Below are 26,017 nucleotides of genomic sequence, written 5' to 3'. Positions count from 1 at the left end.
CCCTATTAACAATGAGGTATGACACAGGTCTTGGCTGCAGAACTTACCGGTCAGAATAAACCTGCATCCAGACTGGCCGCCATGCAGAGCCCCAGTTCCTCACACTGGGTCTCGAACTCATCCTGATATTCGCCACGGCACATTAGTGGTTCCTGCACCGTGCGCCAACGCAAACCGGTGGTAATGGACTCTATCGCTCGACGGGTACCCGTGCCGTCGTGTCCAGCCCGAATATAGAACGTGAATGGCAACCCCTGGGTTTTCTCCAGGCAGTGGTAGTAGCTGCGGTCGAAAAAATCTTTCAACGCGCCACTCATATAACCAAGATTTTCCGTGGTGCCCAGAATAATGGCGTCGCAGGCGAGCACGTCGTCGGGACCTGCTTCCAGCGGCGCCAGGACAGTCACGTCGACGGCTTCGATGTCCGAATTATTGGCGCCCCGTTCAACCGCTTCTCGTAGCTTGAGGGTGTTCGGGGATGGCGCATGGGCGACTATGAGCAGTTTCTTTCGTGTATCCATAGCATTTAATGCCTGTCTTGCAGCATTGAAATCAGTTTAGCATTTCAGTGTTCAGCAGTTTTTACCTTGGCCTGGGCGAGCCTGCCACCAATGTTCCGTGCCGGGTTGGGGGGAGATCTTTACCGGACTGTTGGAGGCCATGGATGGCCGGAAACAAGCGTACAGGGATGTACTTGCAGCGTGTCCGGGAAAGACCTCCTCCCAACCCGGCTCTACCAAATGTGTGGTAAAGCTATGATCAATAGCAGTACAGATACGCTTTAATTGAAGCGCGTCAGATACAAAAAAAGCTGACGCATGGGCCAGCTTTCTAAAGTAAAATCTTGATCTTCTTTCAGGGCTGCATAGCCAAATCAGTTCAAATCAGTTCACTGCTCTCTTCTGCAGGCTCTTCAACCGACTCAGATCCTTTTTTGGCAGGCTTGGGCATCAGCTTTTCACGGATCTTGACTTCAATTTCATTGGCCAGATCCATGTTTTCTTCAAGGAACTTGCAGGCATTGGCTTTGCCCTGGCCGATCTTGTCACCGTTATAGGCGTACCAGGCGCCAGACTTATCAACAAAACCTTCTTTCACACCCATGTCCAGCACTTCGGCCATGTGGTAGATGCCCTTGCCATACATGATCTGGAATTCCGCCTGTTTGAACGGCGGGGCGACCTTGTTCTTAACCACTTTGACGCGGGTTTCGTTACCAATTACTTCGTCACCGTCCTTGACCGCGCCGATGCGGCGGATGTCCAGGCGTACCGAGCAATAAAATTTGAGTGCGTTACCGCCAGTGGTGGTTTCCGGGCTACCAAACATGACGCCGATCTTCATCCGGATCTGGTTGATGAAGATCATCAGACAGTTGGCATTCTTGACGTTGCCATTCAGCTTACGAAGGGCCTGGGACATCAGGCGGGCCTGAAGGCCTACGTGGGAATCGCCCATTTCACCTTCAATTTCAGCTTTCGGCGTCAATGCGGCAACCGAGTCCACGATGATGATATCCACAGCGTTGGAGCGTACCAGCATGTCGCAGATCTCAAGCGCCTGCTCGCCGGTGTCGGGCTGGGAAACCAGCAGGTCGTCGACGTTCACGCCCAGCTTTTCCGCATATTGGGGGTCAAGTGCGTGCTCAGCGTCAACGAAAGCACAGGTCTTACCCTGCTTCTGGGCTTCGGCAATAACCTGCAAAGTCAGTGTGGTTTTACCGGAGCTTTCCGGACCGTAGATTTCGCAAATCCGGCCATAAGGCAGGCCACCAATGCCAAGAGCAACGTCCAGGCCGAGAGAACCGGTGGAAACGGACGGTATTGCCTCACGGGGATGATCGCCCATCTTCATGATGGCGCCCTTGCCAAATTGACGCTCGATCTGGCCCAGCGCTGCGCTCAGTGCCTTCTTACGGTTGTCTTCCATTGCTGCCATACCCTCTTCACCTGTGCCGCCCAGTGGCGGTTTTTGAGCCGAACCGGATAACGTCTCGACGTCATCCAGGCAATTAACTGTATATTTGACCAGTATTAAAACATAACCTTCGAGACAGACCAACCCCTGTTTCCGGATTATTCCAGAAAGCGCTGCAAACCCTCCAGGGCAAATAAAACGGCTTGCCTTCTGACGGCCTCCCGATCACCCTCGAACACCTGCACAACGGCCTCAGCCGCCTTCTGGCTGCGCCCCCAGGCGAACCATACGGTGCCTACCGGTTTCTCTGAGCTGCCACCCTTGGGCCCAGCGATTCCACTGATCGCCACCGCCACATCGGCACCGGTAATTGCCAGCGCGCCCGCGACCATTTCAAGGACCACGGACTCACTGACGGCTCCATGCTGAGCCAAGCTCTGCTCGCTGACACCGAGAAGTTCGTGTTTGGCGTCATTACTGTATGTGACAATACCGCTGTGGACATAAGCTGAAGAGCCAGAACGGTCCGTGAGCACTTTGGCGACCCACCCTCCGGTGCAGCTTTCAGCGGTGGTTATCATCAGGCCCTTACGCTCAAGCGAATCTGTCAATCTGGCACCCGCTTCTGCCAATTGTGCTTCCGATACAGGCATAATGTTCTCCTTCATTTCATCCGGGACATTATTTTCTTACAATCCCGTTCACATCACCATGGCATATGTTTATTTGTGGTATTCCGTTTTCAGCCAAAGCAGCCGGGCCTTTCAATGTCAGCATTGCAGAATGATCTCTCCAGCCACACCCCAATGATGCAGCAATACCTGAAAATCAAGGGCCAGCACGCCAATGAGCTGGTGTTCTATCGGATGGGGGATTTCTACGAGCTGTTTTACGAGGATGCCAAGAAAGCCGCTGAACTGATGGATATTACGCTGACGGCGCGCGGCCAGTCTGGAGGCAACCCGATTCCGATGGCAGGCATTCCCTACCACGCTTCTGAGAACTACATTGCGCGTCTGGTTCGGGCCGGTCAATCTATTGCTATCTGTGAGCAGATTGGCGACCCGGCTACGTCCAAAGGCCCCGTTGATCGGCAGGTTGTACGTATTGTCACCCCCGGGACCCTGAGCGATGACGCATTTCTCGAGGACAAACGGGACAACCTGCTGGTCGCGATCTTCAACCAGCGCGAGCAGTTCGGATTTGCCTCTCTGGACATTTCCAGCGGCCGTTTTGTGGTCGCTGAACTGGATAATCTGGAAGCCTTACAGGGTGAATTACAACGGCTGCAACCGGCGGAAATTCTGATCAGTGAAGATTTTCCCTTCGAGGAAATTCTGCAAGGATTCACCGGTATTCGCCGCCAGGGCCCCTGGTTATTTGAAATGGATAGCGCGCACCGCGCGATTACCCAACAACTTCAGGTCCGGGACCTGACGGGGTTTGGCTGTGAGGGACTTCGCCTGGGCATCCCTGCCGCAGGCTGCCTGCTGCAATACGCTCGCGAAACCCAGCGCACTGCCCTGCCCCATATTCGCAAACTCAGCCGGGAACGCCGTGAAGAAGCCGTGATTCTCGATGCCGCCAGCCGGCGAAACCTCGAAATTGACACCAACCTGATGGGCGGCACCCAACATACCCTGGCCTGGGTAATGGACCACACTGCCACCTCCATGGGCGGCCGGCAATTACGGCGCTGGCTCAACCGGCCATTGCGCAATGTGGATGAGGTCAAACAACGCCAGCAGGCAGTTTCGGCGCTGCTCGACGGCTTTCATTACGAGCCGGTCCACGACCTGCTCAAATCCGTCGGCGATATCGAGCGGATACTGTCGCGAGTAGCGCTGCGCTCGGCCCGTCCCAGGGATATGGCACGGCTACGTGATGCCTTTGCAGCCCTGCCTGACCTGCAAACGACCTTGCGACCGGTCAACTCTCATCATATCGTTAAGCTGGCTAAAACCATCAGTGAATACCCAGCGTTGTCCGATCTGCTGGAACGCGCCATCATGGATAACCCACCGGTCGTTATCCGGGAGGGCGGAGTGATACGCGAAGGCTTTGACGAAGAGCTGGATGAGCTCCGCAACATCAGCGAAAACGCCGGGCAATACCTGCTGGATGTGGAAACCCGGGAACGGGAACGCACTGGCATCAGCACCCTGAAAGTCGGTTACAACCGGGTGCATGGTTACTATATTGAAATAAGCAGGGCCCAATCAGACCAGGCCCCGGTGGATTATATCCGGCGCCAGACTCTTAAAAATGCCGAGCGATTCATTACCCCGGAACTCAAGACTTTTGAAGACAAGGCACTGAGCGCCAAGAGCCGGGCCCTGGCCAGGGAAAAAGGTCTGTACGAGGAGGTGCTCGAGACCCTCGCGGAGCAGCTTGCGCCCCTCCAGGACAGCGCCCAGGCGCTGGCGGAGCTTGATGTGCTCAGCAACTACGCTGAACGGGCAACCTCCCTGCGCTTTTGCGCGCCGGAATTTTCTGATTCACCAGGCTTTGATGTGGAGGAAGGCCGCCACCCGGTGATCGAACAACTCCTTGAAGAACCGTTCGTGCCGAACGACCTGCTGATTGACGATACCCGGCGGATGCTGGTCATCACCGGCCCTAACATGGGCGGCAAGTCTACCTATATGCGCCAGGCTGCCCTTATCGCCCTGCTCGCCTACACCGGCAGCTTCGTGCCAGCAAGCCGGGCCAGACTCGGGCCGGTAGACCGTATTTTCACCCGCATGGGTTCGTCTGATGATATTGCCGGCGGTCGTTCAACCTTCATGGTTGAAATGACAGAAACCGCCAATATTCTCCATAACGCTACCGAGCACAGCCTCGTGCTGATGGACGAAGTTGGCCGCGGGACCAGCACTTTTGACGGTTTATCCCTGGCCTGGGCTACCGCCGAGCACCTGGCAAAAAACACCCGCTGCTACACCTTGTTCGCTACCCATTATTTCGAACTGACTCAACTAGCGGATGAACTGACCCATGCGGTCAATGTTCACCTGACGGCGACCGAGCACGATGACAGCATTGTCTTTCTTCATAATGTCCATGATGGCCCGGCCAGCCAGAGCTATGGCCTGCAGGTTGCCAAACTCGCCGGAGTGCCTCAGAGCGTCATCAACAATGCCAGGCATCAGCTCAGCCAACTCGAAGGCGCCTCGGCGCCGAAAGTCCAGCTTGCACCTCAACACGCAGCGCCGCAGCCGACACTGCAGGCTGATATGTTCGCCAGCCTCGAGCCCAGCGTTGTCGAGAAAACGCTGGCGGCGATGGAGCTGGATGACCTGAGCCCGCGAGAGGCACTAAACCGCCTGTACGAATTGAAGGCGAAACTTTGAAGGCTTTGCACTCGCCACTGATCGACAATGTCGAACGCACGGGAATAAACATATAGCCCGCCAGCGCTTGCGGCAGAGCGGGCTGCTCCCTACAATATTGCCCATTCCCAACACGTTCAGAAAAAGAGCGGGACAGCGTCCACGTGCCGAAACCGGCCAAAGCGGGCCCATGACCCGCCTGCTGATGAGATAGACCACAAGACCAGGAACCTATTTATGGCTTTTATCGTTACTGATAACTGCATCAAGTGTAAATACACGGATTGCGTTGAAGTGTGCCCGGTGGACTGCTTTTACGAAGGCCCGAACTTTCTGGTGATTGATCCGGACGAGTGTATTGATTGCGCCTTATGTGAACCGGAATGCCCGGCTGAAGCCATCTTCTCGGAAGATGAACTGCCTGCCGACCAGATTGAGTTTGTGGAACTCAACGCCGATCTCGCAGGCAAGTGGCCCAACATCACTGAGAAAAAAGATCCGCTGCCAGACGCCGAAGAGTGGGATGGCAAGCCCGGCAAAATCCAGTACCTGGAAAAGTAAGCCAAAGCTCAACGTAGGAACGGTTTCAACCGCGAGCCACAAATTTCGCGGTTGAAACCGTTCCTACATTTTTGCTCTCTCGCCGCCACCTTAAGGCTGGGTCACCGCCAACCTGGCACCGAACCCCACAAAAACGCCCCCTGTCACGCCTTGAAGAATCCGCTTCAACCCCTGGCTGACAACTACCTTATGAGACTTCACCACTACCAATGCCAAGCCGCATTGCCATAGCATCGCCAGTAAAAAGTGGATTGATGCGAGACCAATCGACTGCGCGAAAGCTGGCCCCTGCGGATCGATAAACTGGGGTAAGAACGCCATATAGAACAAAGCCGTTTTGGGATTGAGTACATTGGAGAACACACCTTCCCGAAAGGATCGGCCCAAGCTCACGGTTTGTGCAGCTCCGGCAGCCTGAACAACCTCCGGCTGAGCAGGTCTGATCGCATGATACAGACTCGATAGCCCGAGCCAGATCAGATAACACGCGCCAGCCCATTTGAGGATCGAGAACGCCCAGGCGGTTTGTACCAGAATCAGAGAGATACCAACTGCTGAGAGGGTAGCGTGCACAAAAAGGCCACAGCAAATACCGGCACTGCTGACGACACCATCCCGCAGGCCACCACGAGCGGTATTGCGAACCACCAACAAGGTGTCCACACCCGGAGTGACCGTTAATAACGCCACTGCGAGTACATAGGCCCATAACAGTTCAGTTGTTGGCATGCGCCCTCTCTATTTGACCCAAACGGGACACTAGGACTGGAGAATTTTCTTCACCGCTGCAGACTGATAGAACGGCGTCAGACGGCGGCGCAACAAGGCCTCAAGATAACCCTCCTCCCGCAACACGTCCACCAACGGCAGCAGGAAAGCATCAGCTTCCGCCAGAATCACCGCCCGGTCGACACCGACATCTGCAAGCAGGGTGTTGACGGGCTGGTCACCGTACTTCTGGAACAAGTGCTCAACCACCGCAAGGCAGCAACCCTCGAAATAGTCTGTTTGCCTGAAGCCCAACCAGAATTCGTAGCCCAGCACGACAAATTCCTGCAACTGGATCTCACCAAGACCTTGCCTCAGTTCTCCAATGGTTTTGTTCTCCAGAGACATCCAGGCCGCCATGACACTGTCGTGAACTTCTTCATCACTGAGCGCTTTGTGCAGGAACTCTTCGCTGCGCGCGACCAGCCCTGGCAAGCTATCGGACAACCAGGCTTTAATGCGTCGCTCAAAGGTCTCATCCAACCCCGGCACCGCCCGGTTCGCCATCCGTTTACCGAACTTCATCATCGACCCGACGCCCGGTACTTTTTTGGTCAGCACATTGTCTTCGTAGAGATAATTGATCAGACCGTGATACACCAAATTGGCAACCAGTTCCTGATAGACCGGATGCGCCATGAGCTCACTGATCACTCGCTCACGGTGCTCCCTCAATTCCAGAACTTCTTCCAGAAACGCAGTAGCCTGGTCACGGCTCAGAATGTCTTTCAGCGCAGTGGTGGACTGCACGGGTGCTTTCATTACCTCAGCAGCCATCTCCCCGGCCAGTTCCGGAATCCCACCATCCAGTTCCATATTTATGACAATGCGCCGGATAACCCCCATCACCTGTTGCTGGGAACAGAGTCTGCTGAGGGGGACGACGTCTCCCAGGGTCAGAAGCTCGTCTACTTCCTGCTGAACGAATTTCTGTAATTTGGCGCCCTTAAGAGTTGCCAACTCATGTTTGACATGTTGTTCAAGTAACGCAGAGGCAATATCTGTATGGCCTTGGGTCATGGATCTGGTTCCTGCCGAAAATTGAAGAGGCGTATCGTTACCTTGAGGCTAACACGAACGCCCCTGTTCACCCCTGTCCCGAGTCCCAAGCTTGTTCTGGGTAGACACTCAGGAAGGCCGATATTCCCCATCCAACTCTGACAGGGTGTCCGCCAGCAATGTACGGTTGTCTTGCTGCCAGGGATGAAACCCCTTGCGAAAGTAGGCCAGGAATTCCGGCAGGCATTTGCGCAGCACGCCGGGCTTACCCCAAAGAAAATTAAGGCCACCCACCCAGGTTCGAAGGCTCCAGAGTTTGCCCTCGGTTTTCAGCAGACTGCAGGTATTCAGGAAAGTGAATTTGAAAAAATTATAGGTCACAAACAAGAAAACAATGCGGCGCAGTCGGTCATCACCGACACACGCCCGGTAAACGTCAAACGCGACGGCCTTGTGTTCGGTTTCCTCGATCGCATGCCAGCGCCACAGCTTTTTCATGGTTGGAGTTGCCCCTTCCATCCACTCTGGATGCCGCAGGATCGAGTTTGCCAGCACCGCCGTATAATGCTCTGCCCCGCAGGTGCCGGCCAGTTGTCGATTCGGAGCAAGTTTAGCCACCCACTTCATGTGCTTCTGAAACCGCTCATCAATGGCTTCGATATCGTAACCACGAGCTTTGAGGGCTTCGTTGTAATTTTTGTGCTCGCGGCTGTGCAGGGCTTCCTGGCCAATAAAGCCGCGGATTTCCTGAGCCAGCTTCGGGTCAACGATACGGTCACGATAAAGCCTTACGGCATTGATAAACTGTTGCTCGCCGTCCGGGAACTGCAGCGAAAGCGCATTGAAGAAGGCCGTTCGGAAGGCATTGTTGCCGTGCCAAAGAGTGGTTAACTCCTCGGTCACGTCAAAACTGACATGCCGGGGCGATACGGAAATCCCCTGCGGGGTTGAACTGATCGACATAACGGCCTCCTGATTATTCTGTTTACGACACGTAGCATTTCGATCAAATTAAAGCAGTCGCTTCATTTTATACCTTAAACCTTGATACCAGGCCAATAACCAACGAATGTTTTTTTTGTTAACGGAATGCGACATTTCAGGACAGTGATTTTTTACCGGGATCGGTGCATGATAGTCGCAATCTGAAAAGAGGAGATTGATCCTTGCTGCACAATCTGTCGTTGATTCCGCTCGCCCCCTTTCTGATATTCCAGGGCAGACGTGTAAAAGCAAAAACCCCCAGGCTGGCGGAGGCCAGTGGTCCCCGAAGCGGCACTGTCGGTGAAGGTCCGCTACTGAACCTGCTTATTCTGGGAGATTCGGCCGCCGCAGGGGTCGGGGTTGAGTCGCAAAGTGATGCATTGTCAGGGCAGTTAGCAGAATTGCTCGCCAGCAAAATGACGGTGAACTGGACCCTGCAGGCCCATACCGGACTCAAGGTAGTGGATTTCCTGCCGCCAGCTGAACGCCTGCCCAAACTGCAAGCCGGAGTGATTGTGGTGTCCCTGGGCGTTAACGATGTGACCGGTAGAACTTCTGTGCGGCGGTGGACGCGTCAGGTCAACGAACTACTGGACCTCTTGCAAAGACGTTATCGCCCCAAACAGGTCCTGTTTACAGCGGTACCGCCGATGGATCGATTTCCGGCGCTACCCGAACCATTACGTTGGTATCTTGGTGAGCGGGCAAGACAGCTTAACTTTCAGCTTGAGCTGATCCTCGCCGACCGCCCCGGCGCCCGCCTGGTCCAGGTGGAGTTTGAGGAAGACCACGCCACTATGGCCATTGACGGCTTCCACCCCGGTAAAGCGGGTTACTCAGCCTGGGCCAGAGCCCTCGCTGATATGATTGAGGTCGGCTGAGCCATATTCGTTCAAGTTTCTTTGGCAACCTGCCTCGCCAACGCGCCGAGACGCTGGATGGCCTTCTCAATGCGGTCGCTCCACGGATTGGCGCCATTCAGCCGCAGGTAGTCTTCGTATTTGTCCGTCGTAGAGAACATCCGGCCAGGCGCAGTATGAATGCCCTCCTCCCGCGCCAGACGGTATACCTCATAGCCAGAAGCTTTGTCTGGCAACTGCAGCCAGAGCACAAAACCGCCCATTGGTTTACTGACGGCCGTGCCTTCTGGAAATTCCCGGCCAATGGCCGCCCGCATCCGATCAGTCGCCTCCCGGTAACGTTGCCGCGCTGTGCGAAGATATCGGTCGTAGCCACCCTGCTCCAGAAAATGGCCGACTGCCAGTTGTGGCAGGGAAGCTGTCGCCAGGTTGGAAAATACTTTTTGCTGGCTGGCTCCCGCCATATAGCGCCCTGGAATCATCCAACCCAGCCGGAGCCCCGGTGAAATGGTTTTCGAGAACGAGCTGCAGTAGATCACGTTGCCAGTCTTATCAAATGCCTTCGCAGGCCGGGGCCGCTCACCTTCGTAGGGAAGATCCCCGTATATGTCATCCTCGATCAACGGTACACCCGCAGCATCCATCATATCCACCAGGCGACGTTTGTTGTCATCGGTCAGCCTCACCCCAACCGGATTACTGTGGTTCGGTACCACAATGCACGCTTTGATCGGCCATTGTTCCAGAGCCAGTTGCAAACCTTCCAGGCTGATGCCCTCGGAGGGATGGGTGGGAATCTCAATGACCCGCAGCCCGACCACTTCCAGCGCATGCAGAATGCCGGGGAACGACGGTGACTCCACCGCCACGATATCGCCAGGTTGAGTAACGGCCCGCAGCGCCAGAATAATGGCTTCCTGGGCGCCGTTAGTGGCAAGAATATCCTCTGGCGTTACCACAACCCCGAGCGCAGTCATACGCTGCGCGAGCTGACGCAGGTAGGATGGTTTTCCGGGAAAAGCATAATCCAGGGTTTCATAGCCCTGACGCGCGGCCCAGATGGTGGCCTGCTGAATCTGGCGTAAAGGAAGAAAGTCCGGATGAGGCACAGCGGCACCCAAGGGCACCAGCCGCTTCTGGGTCTCGGAACACAGCGCCAGGGTCATGTCCCGGGCAGTGACCGGCGCCGGGCGCACCTTCGGCTTAGGCATATCCGGTACCGGAACATCTCTGCGTGGCAGGTGCACAAAATATCCGCTGCGCTCCCGTGCCATCAGATACCCCCTGGCTTCGAGAGTCTGATGAGCTTGCAAAACGGTCGAGATACTGACGCCGAACTGACGGCTCAACACCCGAACCCCGGGCAAGCGCTCACCGTCACGATAGACACCTTCGTGAATCAAGGTCTGGAGCTGGTCTGCAACGCGATTATAAAGAATTCCCATAGCTCTATCCTGCCAGACCGGTGAACGAAGACAGCAGTACAGTTAGATGACTAATTCAGCAGCACAGATTCATTCTAGACCTTCCTGTACCGGTGCAAAAGCCGCTTTTCTGAATCTGTTATGGTCTCAAGGCCCGGAGCAGAATGGTGTCACAGTACCCGAAGAAGGAACCGATGCCATGACTATACAATGCCCATACCAATGGCAGCCATCGTCTGGCCGACGCCACGGCCAGCGCAACGATTTACTGGGTCTCGCTGGCGACCACCTGGCCAAACCGGTCAGCCCCGGAAAAGCTACCATTAAACTGGCAAGCCTGGGATTCGCCGTAGAGCAGCCGGGGCCGGATCGCTGGGTGCTCTCAAAAGCAGGGGCTACCCTTCGTGTTTATCTTTATGGGCACGCCGAGTTATCCGCTTTCGCGAACCGTCGAGCCCTGGCTTATGCTTGTGGTTTCGACCATCCTGACACTTGCCAACCGACTTTGGAGACCAGACATGACAAGCCATGCCCTGTATCAGGTTGATGCTTTCACCAACCGCGTTTTCAGCGGCAACCCGGCTGCCGTGGTGCCTCTGATAGCCTGGCTGGATGATGCGCTTATGCAGTCCATTGCAGTTGAGAACAACCTGTCAGAGACCGCCTTTTTTGTGCCTGGTGCGGCCGACGCTGACCACGACTTCCATATCCGCTGGTTTACTCCCGGGGGCGAGGTGCGGCTTTGTGGCCATGCCACTCTGGCATCGGCCTGGGTTTTGTTTAACCGGCTTGACTGGAACAAAGACACCGTTCGTTTTCATTCCGCGAGTGGACCCCTGGGAGTAACTCGTAAAAACGACGACTGGCTTGAACTGGATTTCCCCAATCTGGCGTTTGAAACCGTCGAAACGCCCGACTTGCTCAAACAAAGTCTTGGCAGTATTCCCGACACAGCTTTCTTTGTTCCTAACGACACCAACTACATGCTGGTGCTGGAATGTGAAGCAGAGGTAAAAAACGCTAACCCCGATATGCGTGTCCTGAAAGCCCTGGGCAACCAGGGCCTGATCATTACCGCTCCGGGGCAAAGCTGCGACTTTGTCAGCCGCTACTTTGCGCCAGGCATGGGTATTGATGAAGACCCCGTCACCGGCTCTATCCATAGCGTGCTCACGCCTTACTGGAGTGAACGACTGGGTAAACCGGCACTGATCGCTCACCAGGTGTCCGCGCGCGGCGGCATTCTGAAGTGTGAGCTGCGCGGGGATCGGGTGGGCATCGCGGGCCAGGCAGCGTTTTATATGGAAGGCTTTATCCAACTGCCCTGATGGCAGTGATTGCTGTGCCGGACAGGTTTCAGATTCGGGCTGAGAGACTCATCGCATCTCTGCCCGTATAATCGCGCCATTCATTCAGCCATCCCGGAGTTCCATGTCTTCAAGCTACGACGTCATCATTATAGGCGCAGGGGCCGCTGGACTTATGTGCGCGGCCACTGCGGGTTACCGGGGGCGTCGGGTGCTCGTGCTGGACCACGCCAACAAACCCGGCAAGAAAATCCTGATGTCCGGCGGCGGGCGCTGTAACTTCACCAATCTCAACAGCTCCCCCGCCAATTTCCTATCAAATAATCCGCACTTCTGTATTTCCGCGCTCAAGCGGTATACCCCCCAACATTTTCTGGATCTTGTTGAACGCCACGGTATTGAACATGAAGAAAAAGCGGCGGGGCAACTGTTCTGCCAGACCAGCAGCAAAGACATTCTGGAGATGCTGCTGACCGAATGTGAATGGGCGGGCGCCGAAGTGCGGATGGAGACAGCGGTACAGTCAATTTCCGACAGCGGCAAAGGTTACACCTTGCAGACCAACGCGGGCAAACTGTCCTGTGACTCCCTCGTGGTGGCCTGCGGCGGTTTGTCGATCCCGACTATGGGTGCCACCGGATTTGGCTATGAAATCGCACGCCAGTTCGGGCTCGAGGTATTACCAACCCGGGCGGGGCTGGTACCGTTCACTTTACACCCGGAACTCAAGTCCCGGCTCGCGCCCCTGTCCGGTGTCAGTTGTCCGGTCGACGTGCACTGCAACAACGAGCATTTCCAGGAGCCCATGCTAGTCACCCACCGTGGCCTGAGTGGCCCAGCCATGTTGCAGATTTCAAGTTTCTGGAATCCCGGCGATGCACTGACCGTTGACCTCCTCCCCGGCCTCGACGCCGGTGAGGATCTGACCAGCCTGAGAGTTTCAAAACCTCAATCCACCGTCGCCTACTACCTGATGCAAACCTTGCCCAAACGCTTTGCCCAGGCCTTCAACGACCTCCATGGCTGGCAAGGCGCTCTTCAAAACCTGAAAAACAACGATATCGAAAACATCGCAAAAACACTCAACGAGTGGCAAGTCAAACCAGCGGGCACCGAAGGCTACCGTACCGCCGAGGTCACCCTCGGCGGCGTCGATACCCGCCAGCTGTCCTCCAAAACCCTAGCCGTCAACGACCGTCCCAACCTGTTCTTCATTGGCGAAGTTGTCGATGTCACCGGGCATCTGGGCGGTCATAATTTTCAGTGGGCATGGGCCTCGGGGGTTGCGGCTGGAGGGGCGGTTTAGATATTGACGGGTACTATTACGGATCGATGGAGGATCGCGACTCAGGCCCGGATGAACACAATAACTTACAAAAAACGTTAAATGCCCTGTATCCCCTGCCATCATCTCTTTTTAAACTGGCCAGACCCATACGTGTAGTTCCACGGAGTAGATGCCATCCGTTTCCTGTTGTCACGTCTGTTCAGTCTTCGCCTGCTGGTAATCGCTCTGGCTGCGATTGTCTTGCTCGCCAGTGCTGAGCTGCCGATGGTTTCGATGCTTGATCGCGTTCTGTTCGATGGTGTTCAGCAAGCCACTGGGCAAAATGTACCCGCGGCCTCCTTGGGCCTGTCAGTGCCAGAGTTTGCCAGTCAGATTGCTGCCAGTAATTACAGCCAGCCGAGCTGGACCGATCATCTCCTTCGGGGCGCCGTTGTGCTCTGCCTGGGGTTTCTGGTGTTTCTCATACCGATGCTGAGCGCCGCCATGTCGGTGGTACTGGTTCTACTGATTTCCGGTGGCCTGGTGTTAACTCAGGCTGCGCTGATGCTCTATCAGCAGCTTTGGCTTCCGCTCGGCCAGGTCGTCGTTCTTCTGGCAGCCGGTTTCATGGTCATGCTGTTCTGGATGCAGTCCTTTCGGGAGATCCGGGAACTTCGGAGCAATGTGCAAGAGGCAAGATTTCAGCTCGGTAAACTGTTACTGGGGCAAGGCAAACCGGATGAAGCACTGGACGCGCTGGCTGACTGCCCGCCGGACGATGCCACTCTTGCCCTGCAATACGACATTGCTATCCAGCAGGAACGTAAACGCCAGTATGACCAGGCCAGGCGAACCTATCAGCAGATCCTGCAGCAGAAAAAACGCTTCCGTGATGTTAAAGACCGGCTGGATGCGATGGATCGGCTGACTGCTGACTCCCCTTCAGCTTTCAGTGCCGGGTTCGATTCCACCCGCACGCTGATCATGCCGGACCAGGCGGTCAGCAAACCGACCCTTGGCCGTTATGAGATTGACCGGGAGATTGGCCGGGGTGCCATGGGGGTGGTTTATCTTGGCAAGGATCCGAAGATCGCTCGCACCGTGGCAATCAAAACCCTCAGTTACAGCCAGTTCGAGCAAACAGAATTGAGTGAACTCAAGGCCAGATTTTACCGGGAAGCTGAAGCTGCTGGCCGACTGAATCACCCCGCCATTGTCACCGTCTACGATGTCGGCGAAGAGGCTGATCTGGCATTTATCGCGATGGACTTCGCGCCAGGAAAGCCCCTTAGTGCCTATGGCAAACTTAACGGGTTGCTACCCATCGCAGTGGTGCTGAAGGTACTGTCCCAGGTGGCAGAAGCCCTGGACTACGCCCACCGTCACAAAATTATTCATCGCGACATCAAACCGGGCAATATTATTTATGACGCCAAGACCGGAGGCCTTAAAATAACCGATTTCGGCATTGCCAAGATCACCGACGACTCCAGAACCCGCACCGGCAGCGTTATGGGCAGCCCACTGTACATGTCGCCAGAGCAGTTAAAGGGCCAGAAAGTCACCGGAGCGTCGGATATCTACAGCCTCGGCGTTTCCCTCTATAAACTGGTTTGCGGAGAAACACCCTACACTGGGGACACGCTGGCGAACCTGACCTACCAAATTCTGAACAAGCGCCCGCGCAGTGTCCGCGAATTTAACCCTGAGGTGCCCGAGGGCGTGGTACGCATCATCAACAAAGCGATCCAGAAAGAGCCGGCCAAACGCTTTGGTAGTGCTGGCGAGATGGCTGAAGCGCTGCGTAAGTCGCTCACCAAAGAAGCCAATAAGGAGGCAACCGGATGACCATCACTGCAACCGGGTTGAGCGACCTCGGCACCAAACGCGACAGCAACCAGGACAGTCTGACCTGGAGGGTATCGGCCGATGGCCAGCGGGCTTTGGGCGTTGTCGCTGACGGCATGGGCGGCTATGAAGGCGGCGAGATCGCCAGCCGTATTACCGTTGAAGCGTTAGTGGAAACACTCCAGGAGCTGCTGGAAAACAGCGCTCTGGAAGCTGACAGCCTGCGCGCCCACATTCAACAAGGTATTGATCTGGCGAGTCGCCGTATTGACGATGCGCGCAAGGGCCAGGAAAAGCTCAGTAAAATGGGCACCACCGTCGTCCTGGCCTGGTTGCAGGAGGACACCGCCTGGATTGCTCATCTGGGCGATTCACGGGCTTACCTGTTCCGGCATGGCGAACTTAGCCAGCAGACCCGTGATGACACCGTTGCTCAGAATATGGTGGACGATGGCTCTATTAAACCGGAGGAGGTGCCCCGGGTGCCTTTCCGAAACGTGCTAACCCGAGCACTAGGGTCATCAACGGATAGCGCTGCCACCATCACTAGCGTCAAGCTGGTTCCAGGCGATCACCTGATCCTCTGCTCAGACGGTCTGACCGACGCTCTGTCCGATAACCAGTGGCCCGCCATCATAGGCCAGGAAAAGGACCTGGAGAGCCAGGCCCGGGCGTTGATAGACGCCAGCCTGAGGAACCAGGCGGCCGACAATGTCTCCCTTATCCTGCTGCAGTTTGACCAACCAAGGAGTATGTAATGGCGGTTCTTTCACAACTGGTGGACAACGTGGTGGTCAGCACCTTCGAATTAAGTGGCCCGCTGGTGCAGATCGGCCGTCGCGGAGACTGTGACATCCGCATTGACGAGATTTCTGTTAGTGGCCACCATGCGTTGATTGAAGTCGAGCAGAACGCCTATCTTGACGGCGCTATCGACTACTACATCACCGATAGTAATAGCACCAATGGGACGTTCATCAACGATGTCCGTCTCAGCAGCCGACAAAGGCTCAACAGCCACGATATGGTACGCATCGGCTGGAACCTGTTCCGGTTTCTGGATGAAGATGAAAACAGCCTGGAGAAAACCGCCTACATCCTCGAGGAATAGCTTACGTCCGCCGCACAAGCGTGGCGCCGGTCAGTCTACCCCGTGAAAAACGGGCGTTGACCCATAGCGAGAACATAATGACCGCTCCGCCCAGGCCCAGCCGCAATAAGTCAGCATCCCGGTTCCAGATCAGCAAGTTGACTAGCAAACCAGCGGGCACCAGGGCATTGTTCATGATCGCCAGGGTGCCAGCGTCCACCAGGCAGGCGCCCCGGTTCCATAAAAACAGCCCCAAACCTGATGCCGCCAATCCCAGCCACACCAGCACACCCCATTGTACCGGGGTGGCGGGCAACCGGCTGGCATCGCCAAAAATCAGAAAGGATGGTAAGGCGATGGCAAGGGCGCCAGCGTAAAAGTACCCGAAAAACCGGTACAGGGGCATCTCAGTGGGGTAGTGTTTTATAAGGTGTTTATAGCCCACCTGCCCGGCAGCAAACGTAACATTGGCCACCTGCAGCAACAGGAACCCGGTAACGAAATCCGCGCTCAGGCCGTCGTATCGGATAATCCCTGCACCGAGGGTAGCCAGGGCAGCCGCCACCAGGGCCACTGGAGAGAACCGGCGGTTCAGCAGATCGTCAATCAGGGTGACGTAAAGTGGCGTGAAAATAGTAAACAACAATACCTCAGGTACCGAGAGGTAGCTGAATGACCGGTACAGGCAGAGATAGGTGATGCCAAACTGCAGCGCTCCAACGACCGTAACCCCCACTTTCAGTTCTTGACGAACACCTCGCCAGCGGGTCAGTGGCAGGAACGCAAGTCCCGCGAGTACGACCCGGCTGAGGACGGCAAAGTCGCTGTCTACCTGTCCGGCCAGGAACACGCCGATCAAACTGAATGAAAATGCCCAAAGAACCGTGACAAAAACCAGAAGTGCCATAACCTACCCCATGAAAACCGGCCGCAGAGTATACGTTATCAATCCCTCAAGCCGTATACTTGTGATTCAACTGGCAACTCCTGGAGAGCGCTATTCCTCGCCGTCGGCCCAAAAAAATTCGGACCTTCACCACGCGCTATGTGACGCCGTTCATCTTCATTTCCCTGATGACGTGGCTGGTGGGCGGCTTTGCCATTGTGGTACCGGCCCCGCCATTGCGGCAGGATAACGTCTGCGAAATTTTTCGGGAACAACCGACCTGGTACGACCACGCGGCCAGCTCCCGGGATCGTTGGGGCACACCCATTGCCGTCCAGATGGCGTTCGTGCATTACGAATCGTCTTTTCGCAGCCATATCCGGCCACCCCGGAACCAACTGTTCGGATTCATTCCCTGGGAACGGCCCTCAACCGCCTACGGTTACGCCCAGGCATTGGACCCGGCCTGGAGTGACTATATGGCGGAAGCTGGCAGTGTCCTCGCCACCCGGGACCAAATGAAACACGCTCTCGACTTTATCGGCTGGTACAACCGCAAAACCCACGAACAACTGGGCATCCCGCTGAACAAATCCGACCATCTGTATTTCGCTTATCACGAAGGCCGTACCGGATACCGTCGCGGTTACCACAAACAGAAACCCGCTCTGCAGCGCATTGCGGCGAATGTCGCCACCAGAACCAAAACCTACCAATCTCAGTTGGCTTCCTGTGAAAAGGAATTTCAGTGCCGCCGATTCTACGAGTTCGGGCCCTTTTGTCGCTGACTATTCCTCCGGCTTAATCCTCAAAGAACCGCTCGATCTGCCTGGCATGGTTTTGGGCATCCTGATAACCCAATTTGATCAAAGCAGTGCAGAACCCGTGATCGAAGAGCAGATAGCTGGCCAGACTGCCTCCGGAGGCATAACTCCTGTCCGTTGCACCCGCAAGCTTGCGCAGTATCAGAGGCATGGCAGACATATGTTCTGCGGCCAGCTCATCGATAGGCTCGCTGGGGGAGATTTCCAATAATCGAACTGGATTGAGTGCAAGCCCCGATTCCGCCAGCTTATCCGGCGGAATCAGTTCAATGAGTTGATTTATCATCCGCAGGCGGTCGATATCGTAATCCAGTGTATCCAGAAACATGCCGTTGAAAACATGGGCGATAACCTGTCCGAACGTCGGCGCCTCTGGTTTGGCCGGGCGGTTTGGCGAACACATACTGTTGGCGCTGACACCAATCACTAATACTTTTTGGGCGCCAAGACGAAGCGCCGGGCTGACGTGGGCCATTTGCCGGGTAACGCCATCACCAAAATATTCCCGGTTGATCTGCACAGGCGGAAACACCGTCGGTATGGCTGAGGATGCCATGACGTGTTCAAGCCCGAGGGTGGTTCTGGCACCGGCCCGCTGGCCGACGGTCCAGCTTTTGAGCGACTCATGACCATCGAAGAAGCAGACATTCTGCCCGGTGGAATACCCGCACGCATTGACGCCAACGGCTGATATATCGCCGTCCGCAATCGTCTGCTGGATGGCCTGGAAATTCATTTCCCGGCTCATTAGCCTCCGTAGAGGGCTATTGTCGAGCAAGGAGAGATGGCTGCCACTTTTACTACCAAAGACCATGCGTCCGGAAACCCGTGTCATATTGCGAAAAATATCAACGGGATTATTCCGGTACACATCGTTCACCGTCAGCTCAGACCACAGTTTTTCAAGCCGGTAAACGTTATGGCGAAAAATGCCTCCGCCACTGGCCAGCGACAGCGCGTTGATGGCGCCAGCGGAGGTACCTACGATAACCCTGAAAGGGTGAGCCCAATCGGGGTACATATCCGAAATCGCGCGCAGCACGCCAACCTGATAGGCCGCCCGTGCACCTCCTCCGGTCAGAACGATGCCGGTCTCCGTCATGTCAGCTCACTTTTCTGCACCTGATCACTCGATAGCGTCCATTTGAGGATATTTCAAACTCTCCAGCATTCAGCCTAAGCTTAGCTCAACGAGGCAGACTAACGCAGATGAGAATCGCTGTACCGGAGAATTGTTTGTATCTGGTCAGGAGAACTCCTAGTCTGTTCGCCTCTGCCTCTCGAAGTGTGAGGGTACAGCAGTAGCGAAATTAACCTATACCATAGGGGCTCTTCGGAACTGGCCCTGTTTCCTTTCTTTTACTGGGGGGCTGCATGATTATCACGGAGATCAGGGTAAACGTAAAAATCGGGCATCAACGACCAGGCATTGCGCTCTGGCGGCGGCTCCGGGAGCCCAAGATGATCGGGTTGATCGGTGGGAGCCCGGAGACACCGGCATGAAATCTATGTCGAGCACAGGCTTCGCCCTGTTCGGTGCTGCTCTGATCGCAATCAGTTTCGGGCTCGCGCGCTTTGCTTTTGGACTGTTTGTACCCCCCATCCGCGCCGAGCTGGAACTGACACCAGAGGTAATTGGCATCATCGGCGCGCTGCCGCTCATCAGTTTCGTGCTGGCGTCCCTGGTCGCGCCTTTTACTGCCGATCGTCTCGGTGCCCGCACCACTGCGGTGCTATCCAGTGGTTTTGGTGTTGCCGGTCTCGCAGTGATCAGTCAGGCCATAGGTCCACTCTCCCTGGGCATAGGCGTGGTCGCTTGCGGCATCTGTACCGGTCTGATGATGCCCGCACTCACTGCGGCCATGCAGGCGGTAGTAAACCGTTCGTTGCACGGGCGCGTAAGCTCCGTCATGAACGCAGGCACCAGCATTGGCGTGGCCGTCGCTGTGCCGACGGTTCTGTTCTTATCGGACGCCTGGCGCTTCGCGTACCTCTCGTTTACCGTGCTGGCGGCCATCGGGGTCATTGCAGCGTGGTACTTCATACCCTCGGTGTCGCGGGTCACGCCTGCTAACGCCGCACCCCCGCCTCCGATTACTGCGCTGCAGTGGTCGCGTCTGTTTCGGCTTACATTGTTTGCATTCGCGATGGGCTTCGTCTCTGCGGCATACTGGGTTTTCGCTCCCGATTTGACCGTCACCCTCGGTAACCTGCCATCCGGCGAAACCGGGTGGCTCTGGCTCGCAGTCGGCATCGCTGGTCTCGGAGGGGCAGTGGTGGCCGACTTGGCCGATCGCAATAACCCTCCCATCACACACGCGCTTATGCTGGTAATGCTGGCCGCAAGCCTTGCGTTGCTCGCCGCCAGCCCGGGTCAGTTGTTACTCGCGGTGTTTTCCGCTCTGGTCTTCGGCTTGGCCTACATGAGTCTGACGGGGCTGTACCTGATGACTGGCATTCGTCTGTTACCGGGTCGACTGTCGATGGGACCGGTGCTGCCATTTCTGGCCGTCGCGCTCGGGCAGGCAGCCGGTTCCCCTGTTATTGGCATGTTGGTGGACAAATTCGGTTATGCCGATGGGTTTGCAATCTTCGCCTCGATTGGCATTCTGGTGGCAATGCTGTCACCGCTATATCCGCGTTATATTGATCATGAGTCCGAGGAAGAGGTAGAACCAACCGGCCTTCAGGCAGCTTACAACCTCCAGCTCCTCAAAGTGGACGGTGAGCCAATTGAACCCATCACAGGCGAAACCAAATCCCAGTAGCCGTAGAGCGTCGACGGTTACTGGGCCGGTGAAACAGGACAGCACACCATTACCGTTATCATCTCTTCATAAATTCTGTAAGATCGTGGCAACCTGAAACTGCTGGCGAATACCAAGCCGGTTCCGCCATTGCCAGGGCCCCAGTGCCATGAATAACCTGACTTTTTCATCCCATTACGCCCGCTCTGTTCTCCACGGCTTGGAACAAACCAATGCCCCGGCTGACGAGTTGTTACTACTGCGGGGCATTGACCCCGAGGTAATCCGCCAGCCTAGGGCCCGGGTGCCGACAGACCAGTTTATCCGGTTATTCCGGCTGGTGTGGAGTGTGCTGGACGATGAGTTCATGGGGCGCACCACTCGCCCCTGCAAGGTCGGGCATTTTCACCTTATGGGGTCGTTGGTTGTCCATTGCGACAGTCTGGAAGACGTCGTCCTGCAAAGCATACGATGCTATCGACTGTTTACAGACGACATTGTGATTGAACTGAATCTGGAAGGTGAAGAAGCCGAGCTGCGAATGACCCATCGCCGGCCGGAACTGGACCCGGACAGTTTTCTGGTGGAATGGTTGCTGTTGGTATGGCACCGGTTAATCGGCTGGCTGATCGGCCGAAAAATCGTGCTCAGCCATGCGACGTTTCAGCACCCGTTACCGGGGCATTTTGATGAATACCGCTTTGTATTTCCGTGCCTGTGTGATTTCGAACAGGCCCACAACAGCCTGTTTTTCAGTAAGAATTACCTCGCCATGCCCGTCACCCGCAGTCCGGCAGAACTGGATGCCTTCATTCTCAGTTCTCCCCGTAACCTGTTGATCTGGACCGATGATGACGACAGCCTTACCACGCAGGTAAGAAGACTGCTGGAAGTGGCCGATGCCACCGGCCTGCCGAATCTGGACTGGGTTGCAGAGCATCTCCACTTGACCACTTATACACTGGCGCGAAAGCTCAAAGCCGAGGGCAGCTCCTACCAGAAAATCAAAGACAACCTTCGGCGCGATCAGGCAGTGATCATGCTCTCCCGCCAAAACCTGAGCATCACCGAGATTTCCACCCAGCTCGGCTTTGCCGAACCCGGCGCGTTCTCCCGCGCCTTCAAACACTGGACCGGGCTCAGCCCCCTAGCCTACCGAAAGCAGGACCCGTGAGCGCACGCTGGCATCAGATCAGCTCGATCGCCACCGCCGTGCCTTCACCGCCGCCGATGCACAGTGACGCCACGCCACGCTTGAGACCCCGTTGTTTAAGGGCATTGATCAGGGTCACCAATATCCGTGAGCCCGATGAGCCAATGGGATGCCCCAACGCACAAGCGCCACCATGGACGTTCACTTTGGTGGCATCCAGCCCAAGCTCCTGAATAGCCAGCAGGGTCACAACAGCGAAAGCTTCGTTGATCTCGTAAAGATCAACATCACCCTGACTCCAGCCAGCCTTATCAAGCACCTTCTGGATTGCCCCAATCGGCGCCAGGGTGAACTCCGCTGGTAGCCGGGCGTGAGTAGCGTGGGCGACAATGCGCGCCTGAGGTGTAAGACCCCGGGAAGTTGCCGCCGCTTCGGTCGCCAACACCAGGGCAGAGCCGCCATCACTGATAGAGCTTGAGTTGGCAGCGGTCACCGTGCCGTCCTTGCTGAACGCCGGTTTCAGCTGGGGAATTTTTTCCGGTCGGGCATTGCCTGGCTGCTCATCGGTATCCACCACTGTGTCACCACCACGGCCAGGCACCGTGACTGCGGCAATCTCATCACTGAACCCGCCATTGCGAATCGCTTCCAGGGATCGGTTAAGGGATTCGATGGCAAACGCGTCCATTGCTTCACGTCCAAGACTGTAGTTATCCGCCGTGCGCTGGGCAAACACCCCCATCAGACCGCCTTCATAGGCATCTTCCAGGCCATCCAGGAACATCGAATCCATCACTTGACCGTGACCCATACGCATGCCACCACGGGCTTTGGGCAACAGATATGGCGCCTGACTCATGTTTTCCATACCACCGGCAATCATGATGCGGTTGGTGCCCGCTTTGATCTGGTCATGGGCCATGATGACTGCCTGCATGCCCGAACCACACATCTTGTTGATGGTGGTACAGCCCGAAGAATCGGGAATTCCTGCGGCACGGGAAGCCTGTCGTGCCGGCGCCTGGCCGAGCCCGGCCGGTAATACGCAGCCCATAATCACTTCATCGATATCCGCAGGTGTCAGCCCGGCGCGTTCGATGGCTGCCTTGATGGAGATAGCTCCCAGCTCCGGTGAACGCACCGAGCTCAGCGCGCCCATCAGGCCGCCCATAGGGGTGCGGGCCGAACCCGCGATCACTACGTTACTGTCTGACATAATTTCACCTCAATAGGTTGGATGGCCTGTTACGCCCGGCCAAGCAGCGAGCGTGCGATGACCTCTTTCATGACCTCGGACGTGCCACCGTAGATCCGCTGCACCCTGGCATCCATAAACGCGCGAGAAATCGGGTACTCGGTGGTATAGCCATAACCACCAAACAACTGTAAACAACCGTCGGCCACCCGGCATTGCATTTCCGTGGCGCTGTACTTGGCCATGGAGGCCGTGGCCGCATCCAATTCGCCCCGTTCGTACTCGGCGATGCACTGGTCGATAAACGCCTTGTTGATGCGGTAGTCGGTTTCCATTTCGGCAATCTCGAAGCGGGTGTTCTGGAACTGCTTGAGTTTTTGCCCGAACAGCATCCGTTCATCAACATACTTCAGGGTCAGGTCCAGCGAACCCCGTGCAGCTGCCACACCCAAAGCGCCGATCACCAGGCGCTCCCGGGGTAATTCAGTCATCAGATACATGAAACCCTGGCCTTCTTCACCCAGCAACGCTGAACGCGGGACCCGCATGTCTGAGAAGAACAGCTCCGAGGTGTCACCACAATGTTGCCCGATCTTTTCCATATTACGGCCCCGGCTGTAACCGAGCGTTGACGTGTCTACCAGAAACAGGCTGATGCCCCTGGCACCCGCCTTCGGGTCTGTTTTGGCCGCCACGATGACCATACCTGCGTGCTGGCCGTTGGTGATGAAGGTTTTCGAGCCGTTAAGGATGTAGTCATCCCCGTCTGCTACTGCGCTGGTGCGCATCGCCTGTAAATCACTGCCAGCGCCCGGCTCGGTCATGGCGATCGCACCGACCACCGCACCAGAGGCCATCTTTGGCAACCATTGCTGACGCTGTTCTTCATTGCCCAGATGGCTCAGGTAAGGCGCAACAATATCCGAGTGCACCATGACGTTCGTGGACAAGGCGCCGAACCCCATCCGCGCAAGTTCTGCCCCAACCACTACCGAGTACTCGAACGGCACGCCGCAGCCGCCGTACTCTTCAGGCATATCCACGCACAGCAACCCCGCCCCGCCCAAGGTCTGCCAGAGCTCGCGGGGCACGATACCGGCTTTATCCCAGCTCTCATAATGGGGTGATACTTCACGTTCGAAGACCTTCACGACCGTGTCCCGGAACAGGGCCAGCTCTTCGGCTTCAATAGCCTTCGTCATAGGGTTCTCCAGATAATTCAACAAAAAAAGCGTATGCCTGATTTTTCGCCACCCAGCCGGATTACTTGGGCGCCATCCGTAGGGCGCAATCCAGCCGGATTACTTCGCCGTTGAGAATGGGGTTTCGAACCATCTGATCCACCAGCATGCCAAATTCCTCTGGCTTGCCCAGCCGGTGCGGAAACGGAAGCGTGGCCGCCAGGCTGTCCTGAACTTCCTGCGGCATACCGGCCATCATGGGTGTCATGAACAGTCCCGGAGCAATGGTGTTAACCCGAATGCCTTCCCGCGCAAGTTCACGGGCAGCCTGGATGGTCATCGCGACCACGCCGCCCTTGGACGCACTGTAGGCGATCTGTCCGATCTGTCCTTCGTAGGCGGCTACCGAGGCGGTGGAGATAATCACTCCGCGCTCGCCGTCTGGGTTTGGTTCACGCTGAGCCATGTCCGCAGCTGCGAGCCGCATAATGTTGAAGGTGCCGACCAGATTGACCTGAATCACCTTATTAAAGCTCTCAAGGGGCATCACGCCCTCGCGCCCCAGAATTTTTGCCGCTGGCGCAATACCAGCACAATTAACGGCGATACCACACAAACCATGGGCCTCACGGGCTTTTGCCACAGCGGCCTCTGCGCTTTCAGCGGAAGACACATCACAGTGGACAAAAATACCACCAATGTCCCGGGCTACGGCTTCGCCCTGCTCTTTCTGGACATCGAATATCGCTACCTTGCAGCCTGCTGCAGCCAGTGCACGGGCTGAGCCCTCACCCAGTCCTGAAGCACCGCCGGTCACTATTGCAGCAACGTCTTTGAAATCCATACTGTTCTCCTTTTGCTTAACGGGGGCCTGACGACATCATTCAAACATGTGCCGATCAGGGAATACGAAATGCGGATAACAATAGTGTGGCCCAGTGTAAGCGCTGGCGCCATGACATAAACAGGCAGGAAATTTGTTAAAAACTGGGGTTCTTTGAAGACCGCAAATACTGCTGACGGACTTGGACCGGCATATTGGCGAGTTGTCTGTCCCCCAGTGCTTCCATGCCCCGATGCAGAGAACTGAGATTCAACTCGGGGTGAGTCAGGTTAAGCAGATGACTTATCGCTTCTGCATAGGGATGTCTATAAAACCAACTCCAAAAATTTTTCGACAAACTATAAAATTTATCAAATTCAGACAGGCCCATCAGGTTTATATATCTAAGAGAGTTACTGTCCGCCGATGTCGGTGATCTGGCTGTCGACACTGTAGGTGAGTACAGGTAGGTCGTCTGGCATGGAGTGGGCGAACACGCGGCCATCAAGATCACAGGTGTGGGCGTCACCGTCACCCAAGTCCAGCCGTTGACGACACCTCTGGCTTTCAGAGCGATTCACAATCAAGGCGCGACTTTGCAGTCATGTCTGGACCTTGCAAGAAGTCGCAACGCGGAGTGTGAATCGCTCTGAAAGCCCCGAAGGGCGCGCTCTGAAGGCTGCATCTGCGGCGTTGCGACTCTTGCCAAGGGCTACGGCCATTGGCGGCGAGCCGCGCCTTGCACCTACAGCCTTCAGAGCACGCAGAGGCGATTCAGGAGTTAATCAGAGGCTCCCTAAATTACTACCTCCAGCTAAGGCGGCACTTCTAAACATAGTAGCTCTCAAACC

26 protein-coding genes are annotated in these 26,017 nt (G+C 56.0%); 13 read left to right on the top strand and 13 right to left on the bottom strand.

Annotation, left to right across the window (positions count from 1 at the left end; genetic code table 11):
* Positions 1–50: 50 nt before the first annotated feature.
* The 3 genes from WEB64_RS14440 to pncC form a co-directional block, all read right to left on the bottom strand.
* Positions 51–521 carry a flavodoxin family protein gene (locus WEB64_RS14440; RefSeq protein ID WP_368061030.1) on the bottom strand — a complete coding sequence of 157 codons (471 nt, stop codon included), beginning with the start codon at positions 519–521 and terminating at the stop codon, positions 51–53.
* A 358-nt stretch (positions 522–879) separates the two neighbouring features.
* Positions 880–1,929, bottom strand: coding sequence for a recombinase RecA (gene recA / locus WEB64_RS14435; RefSeq protein WP_368058586.1), 1,050 nt, complete (start codon positions 1,927–1,929; stop codon positions 880–882).
* A 146-nt stretch (positions 1,930–2,075) separates the two neighbouring features.
* The gene (pncC, locus tag WEB64_RS14430; protein ID WP_368058539.1) at positions 2,076–2,570 is read right to left on the bottom strand and encodes a nicotinamide-nucleotide amidase; all 495 of its coding nucleotides are present in this window, start codon (positions 2,568–2,570) and stop codon (positions 2,076–2,078) included.
* Between the two features lie 114 nt (positions 2,571–2,684).
* On the opposite strand from pncC, the gene mutS reads away from it, so the two are divergent.
* Entirely contained in the window at positions 2,685–5,270 is a 2,586-nt protein-coding gene (mutS, locus tag WEB64_RS14425) for a DNA mismatch repair protein MutS (protein WP_368058541.1), read from the top strand.
* A 216-nt stretch (positions 5,271–5,486) separates the two neighbouring features.
* Positions 5,487–5,810 (top strand): ferredoxin FdxA, encoded by a 324-nt coding sequence (gene fdxA / locus WEB64_RS14420; protein WP_368058543.1) that lies wholly within the window; start codon positions 5,487–5,489, stop codon positions 5,808–5,810.
* Between the two features lie 90 nt (positions 5,811–5,900).
* Here the strand turns inward: fdxA and WEB64_RS14415 are convergent, their stop codons facing one another.
* The 3 genes from WEB64_RS14415 to WEB64_RS14405 form a co-directional block, all read right to left on the bottom strand.
* Complete coding sequence (locus WEB64_RS14415; protein WP_368058545.1) at positions 5,901–6,539, bottom strand: LysE family translocator; 639 nt, start codon at positions 6,537–6,539, stop codon at positions 5,901–5,903.
* 30 nt (positions 6,540–6,569) lie between these two features.
* On the bottom strand, positions 6,570–7,598 hold the full coding sequence (locus WEB64_RS14410) for a hypothetical protein (protein WP_368058547.1): 1,029 nt from the start codon (positions 7,596–7,598) through the stop codon (positions 6,570–6,572).
* A gap of 108 nt (positions 7,599–7,706) precedes the next feature.
* Entirely contained in the window at positions 7,707–8,540 is an 834-nt protein-coding gene (locus WEB64_RS14405; protein WP_368058549.1) for a metal-dependent hydrolase, read from the bottom strand.
* A 203-nt stretch (positions 8,541–8,743) separates the two neighbouring features.
* Between WEB64_RS14405 and WEB64_RS14400 the strand changes: the two genes are divergently transcribed.
* Positions 8,744–9,442 (top strand): SGNH/GDSL hydrolase family protein, encoded by a 699-nt coding sequence (locus WEB64_RS14400; RefSeq protein ID WP_368058551.1) that lies wholly within the window; start codon positions 8,744–8,746, stop codon positions 9,440–9,442.
* A gap of 11 nt (positions 9,443–9,453) precedes the next feature.
* On the opposite strand, the gene WEB64_RS14395 is transcribed toward WEB64_RS14400, so the two are convergent.
* Positions 9,454–10,866, bottom strand: coding sequence for a PLP-dependent aminotransferase family protein (locus WEB64_RS14395; protein ID WP_368058553.1), 1,413 nt, complete (start codon positions 10,864–10,866; stop codon positions 9,454–9,456).
* A 178-nt stretch (positions 10,867–11,044) separates the two neighbouring features.
* Between WEB64_RS14395 and WEB64_RS14390 the strand changes: the two genes are divergently transcribed.
* The 6 genes from WEB64_RS14390 to WEB64_RS14365 all read left to right on the top strand — a co-directional run bounded on the left by WEB64_RS14390 (position 11,045) and on the right by WEB64_RS14365 (position 16,378).
* On the top strand, positions 11,045–11,392 hold the full coding sequence (locus WEB64_RS14390) for a hypothetical protein (protein ID WP_368058555.1): 348 nt from the start codon (positions 11,045–11,047) through the stop codon (positions 11,390–11,392).
* Positions 11,364–12,173 (top strand): PhzF family phenazine biosynthesis protein, encoded by an 810-nt coding sequence (locus tag WEB64_RS14385; protein WP_368058557.1) that lies wholly within the window; start codon positions 11,364–11,366, stop codon positions 12,171–12,173. The genes WEB64_RS14390 and WEB64_RS14385 overlap by 29 nt, the downstream gene beginning before the upstream one ends.
* Positions 12,174–12,276: 103 nt before the next feature.
* Entirely contained in the window at positions 12,277–13,458 is a 1,182-nt protein-coding gene (locus tag WEB64_RS14380; protein WP_368058559.1) for an NAD(P)/FAD-dependent oxidoreductase, read from the top strand.
* 168 nt (positions 13,459–13,626) lie between these two features.
* Positions 13,627–15,267, top strand: a complete 1,641-nt coding sequence (locus tag WEB64_RS14375; protein ID WP_368058561.1) for a protein kinase — start codon at positions 13,627–13,629, stop codon at positions 15,265–15,267.
* On the top strand, positions 15,264–16,025 hold the full coding sequence (locus WEB64_RS14370; protein ID WP_368058563.1) for a PP2C family serine/threonine-protein phosphatase: 762 nt from the start codon (positions 15,264–15,266) through the stop codon (positions 16,023–16,025). Before WEB64_RS14375 ends, WEB64_RS14370 begins: the two co-directional genes overlap by 4 nt.
* Positions 16,025–16,378: an FHA domain-containing protein gene (locus WEB64_RS14365; RefSeq protein WP_368058565.1), complete on the top strand. Its 354-nt coding sequence runs from the start codon at positions 16,025–16,027 to the stop codon at positions 16,376–16,378. Before WEB64_RS14370 ends, WEB64_RS14365 begins: the two co-directional genes overlap by 1 nt.
* Position 16,379: 1 nt before the next feature.
* Here WEB64_RS14365 and WEB64_RS14360 read toward each other — a convergent pair whose 3' ends face one another.
* A complete protein-coding gene (locus WEB64_RS14360; protein ID WP_368058567.1) occupies positions 16,380–17,264 on the bottom strand; it encodes a carboxylate/amino acid/amine transporter in 885 nt (294 codons plus the stop codon).
* A 140-nt stretch (positions 17,265–17,404) separates the two neighbouring features.
* Here WEB64_RS14360 and WEB64_RS14355 point away from each other — a divergent pair, with 140 nt between their 5' ends.
* Positions 17,405–18,031, top strand: coding sequence for a lysozyme-like domain containing protein (locus tag WEB64_RS14355; RefSeq protein ID WP_368058569.1), 627 nt, complete (start codon positions 17,405–17,407; stop codon positions 18,029–18,031).
* 13 nt (positions 18,032–18,044) lie between these two features.
* Here the strand turns inward: WEB64_RS14355 and WEB64_RS14350 are convergent, their stop codons facing one another.
* Positions 18,045–19,169 carry a patatin-like phospholipase family protein gene (locus tag WEB64_RS14350; RefSeq protein ID WP_368058570.1) on the bottom strand — a complete coding sequence of 375 codons (1,125 nt, stop codon included), beginning with the start codon at positions 19,167–19,169 and terminating at the stop codon, positions 18,045–18,047.
* A gap of 272 nt (positions 19,170–19,441) precedes the next feature.
* Between WEB64_RS14350 and WEB64_RS14345 the strand changes: the two genes are divergently transcribed.
* The 3 genes from WEB64_RS14345 (at position 19,442) to WEB64_RS14335 (ending at position 21,988) form a co-directional block, all read left to right on the top strand.
* Positions 19,442–19,570, top strand: a complete 129-nt coding sequence (locus tag WEB64_RS14345; RefSeq protein WP_368058572.1) for a hypothetical protein — start codon at positions 19,442–19,444, stop codon at positions 19,568–19,570.
* Complete coding sequence (locus tag WEB64_RS14340; protein ID WP_368058574.1) at positions 19,567–20,835, top strand: nitrate/nitrite transporter; 1,269 nt, start codon at positions 19,567–19,569, stop codon at positions 20,833–20,835. Before WEB64_RS14345 ends, WEB64_RS14340 begins: the two co-directional genes overlap by 4 nt.
* 148 nt (positions 20,836–20,983) lie before the next feature.
* On the top strand, positions 20,984–21,988 hold the full coding sequence (locus tag WEB64_RS14335) for an AraC family transcriptional regulator (protein ID WP_368058576.1): 1,005 nt from the start codon (positions 20,984–20,986) through the stop codon (positions 21,986–21,988).
* Between the two features lie 13 nt (positions 21,989–22,001).
* Here WEB64_RS14335 and WEB64_RS14330 read toward each other — a convergent pair whose 3' ends face one another.
* From WEB64_RS14330 to WEB64_RS14315, 4 genes are all read right to left on the bottom strand, one after another.
* Entirely contained in the window at positions 22,002–23,183 is a 1,182-nt protein-coding gene (locus WEB64_RS14330) for an acetyl-CoA C-acyltransferase (RefSeq protein ID WP_368058578.1), read from the bottom strand.
* Between the two features lie 29 nt (positions 23,184–23,212).
* Complete coding sequence (locus WEB64_RS14325; RefSeq protein WP_368058580.1) at positions 23,213–24,364, bottom strand: acyl-CoA dehydrogenase family protein; 1,152 nt, start codon at positions 24,362–24,364, stop codon at positions 23,213–23,215.
* Between the two features lie 61 nt (positions 24,365–24,425).
* Complete coding sequence (locus WEB64_RS14320; RefSeq protein ID WP_368058582.1) at positions 24,426–25,187, bottom strand: SDR family NAD(P)-dependent oxidoreductase; 762 nt, start codon at positions 25,185–25,187, stop codon at positions 24,426–24,428.
* A 392-nt stretch (positions 25,188–25,579) separates the two neighbouring features.
* Complete coding sequence (locus WEB64_RS14315; protein WP_368058584.1) at positions 25,580–25,753, bottom strand: hypothetical protein; 174 nt, start codon at positions 25,751–25,753, stop codon at positions 25,580–25,582.
* Between the last annotated feature and the right edge of the window lie 264 nt (positions 25,754–26,017).

The sequence above is a fragment of the Marinobacter sp. genome (assembly GCF_040882185.1).
Lineage (GTDB): Bacteria > Pseudomonadota > Gammaproteobacteria > Pseudomonadales > Oleiphilaceae > Marinobacter.
This window is presented reverse-complemented; position numbering and strand designations above follow the sequence as displayed.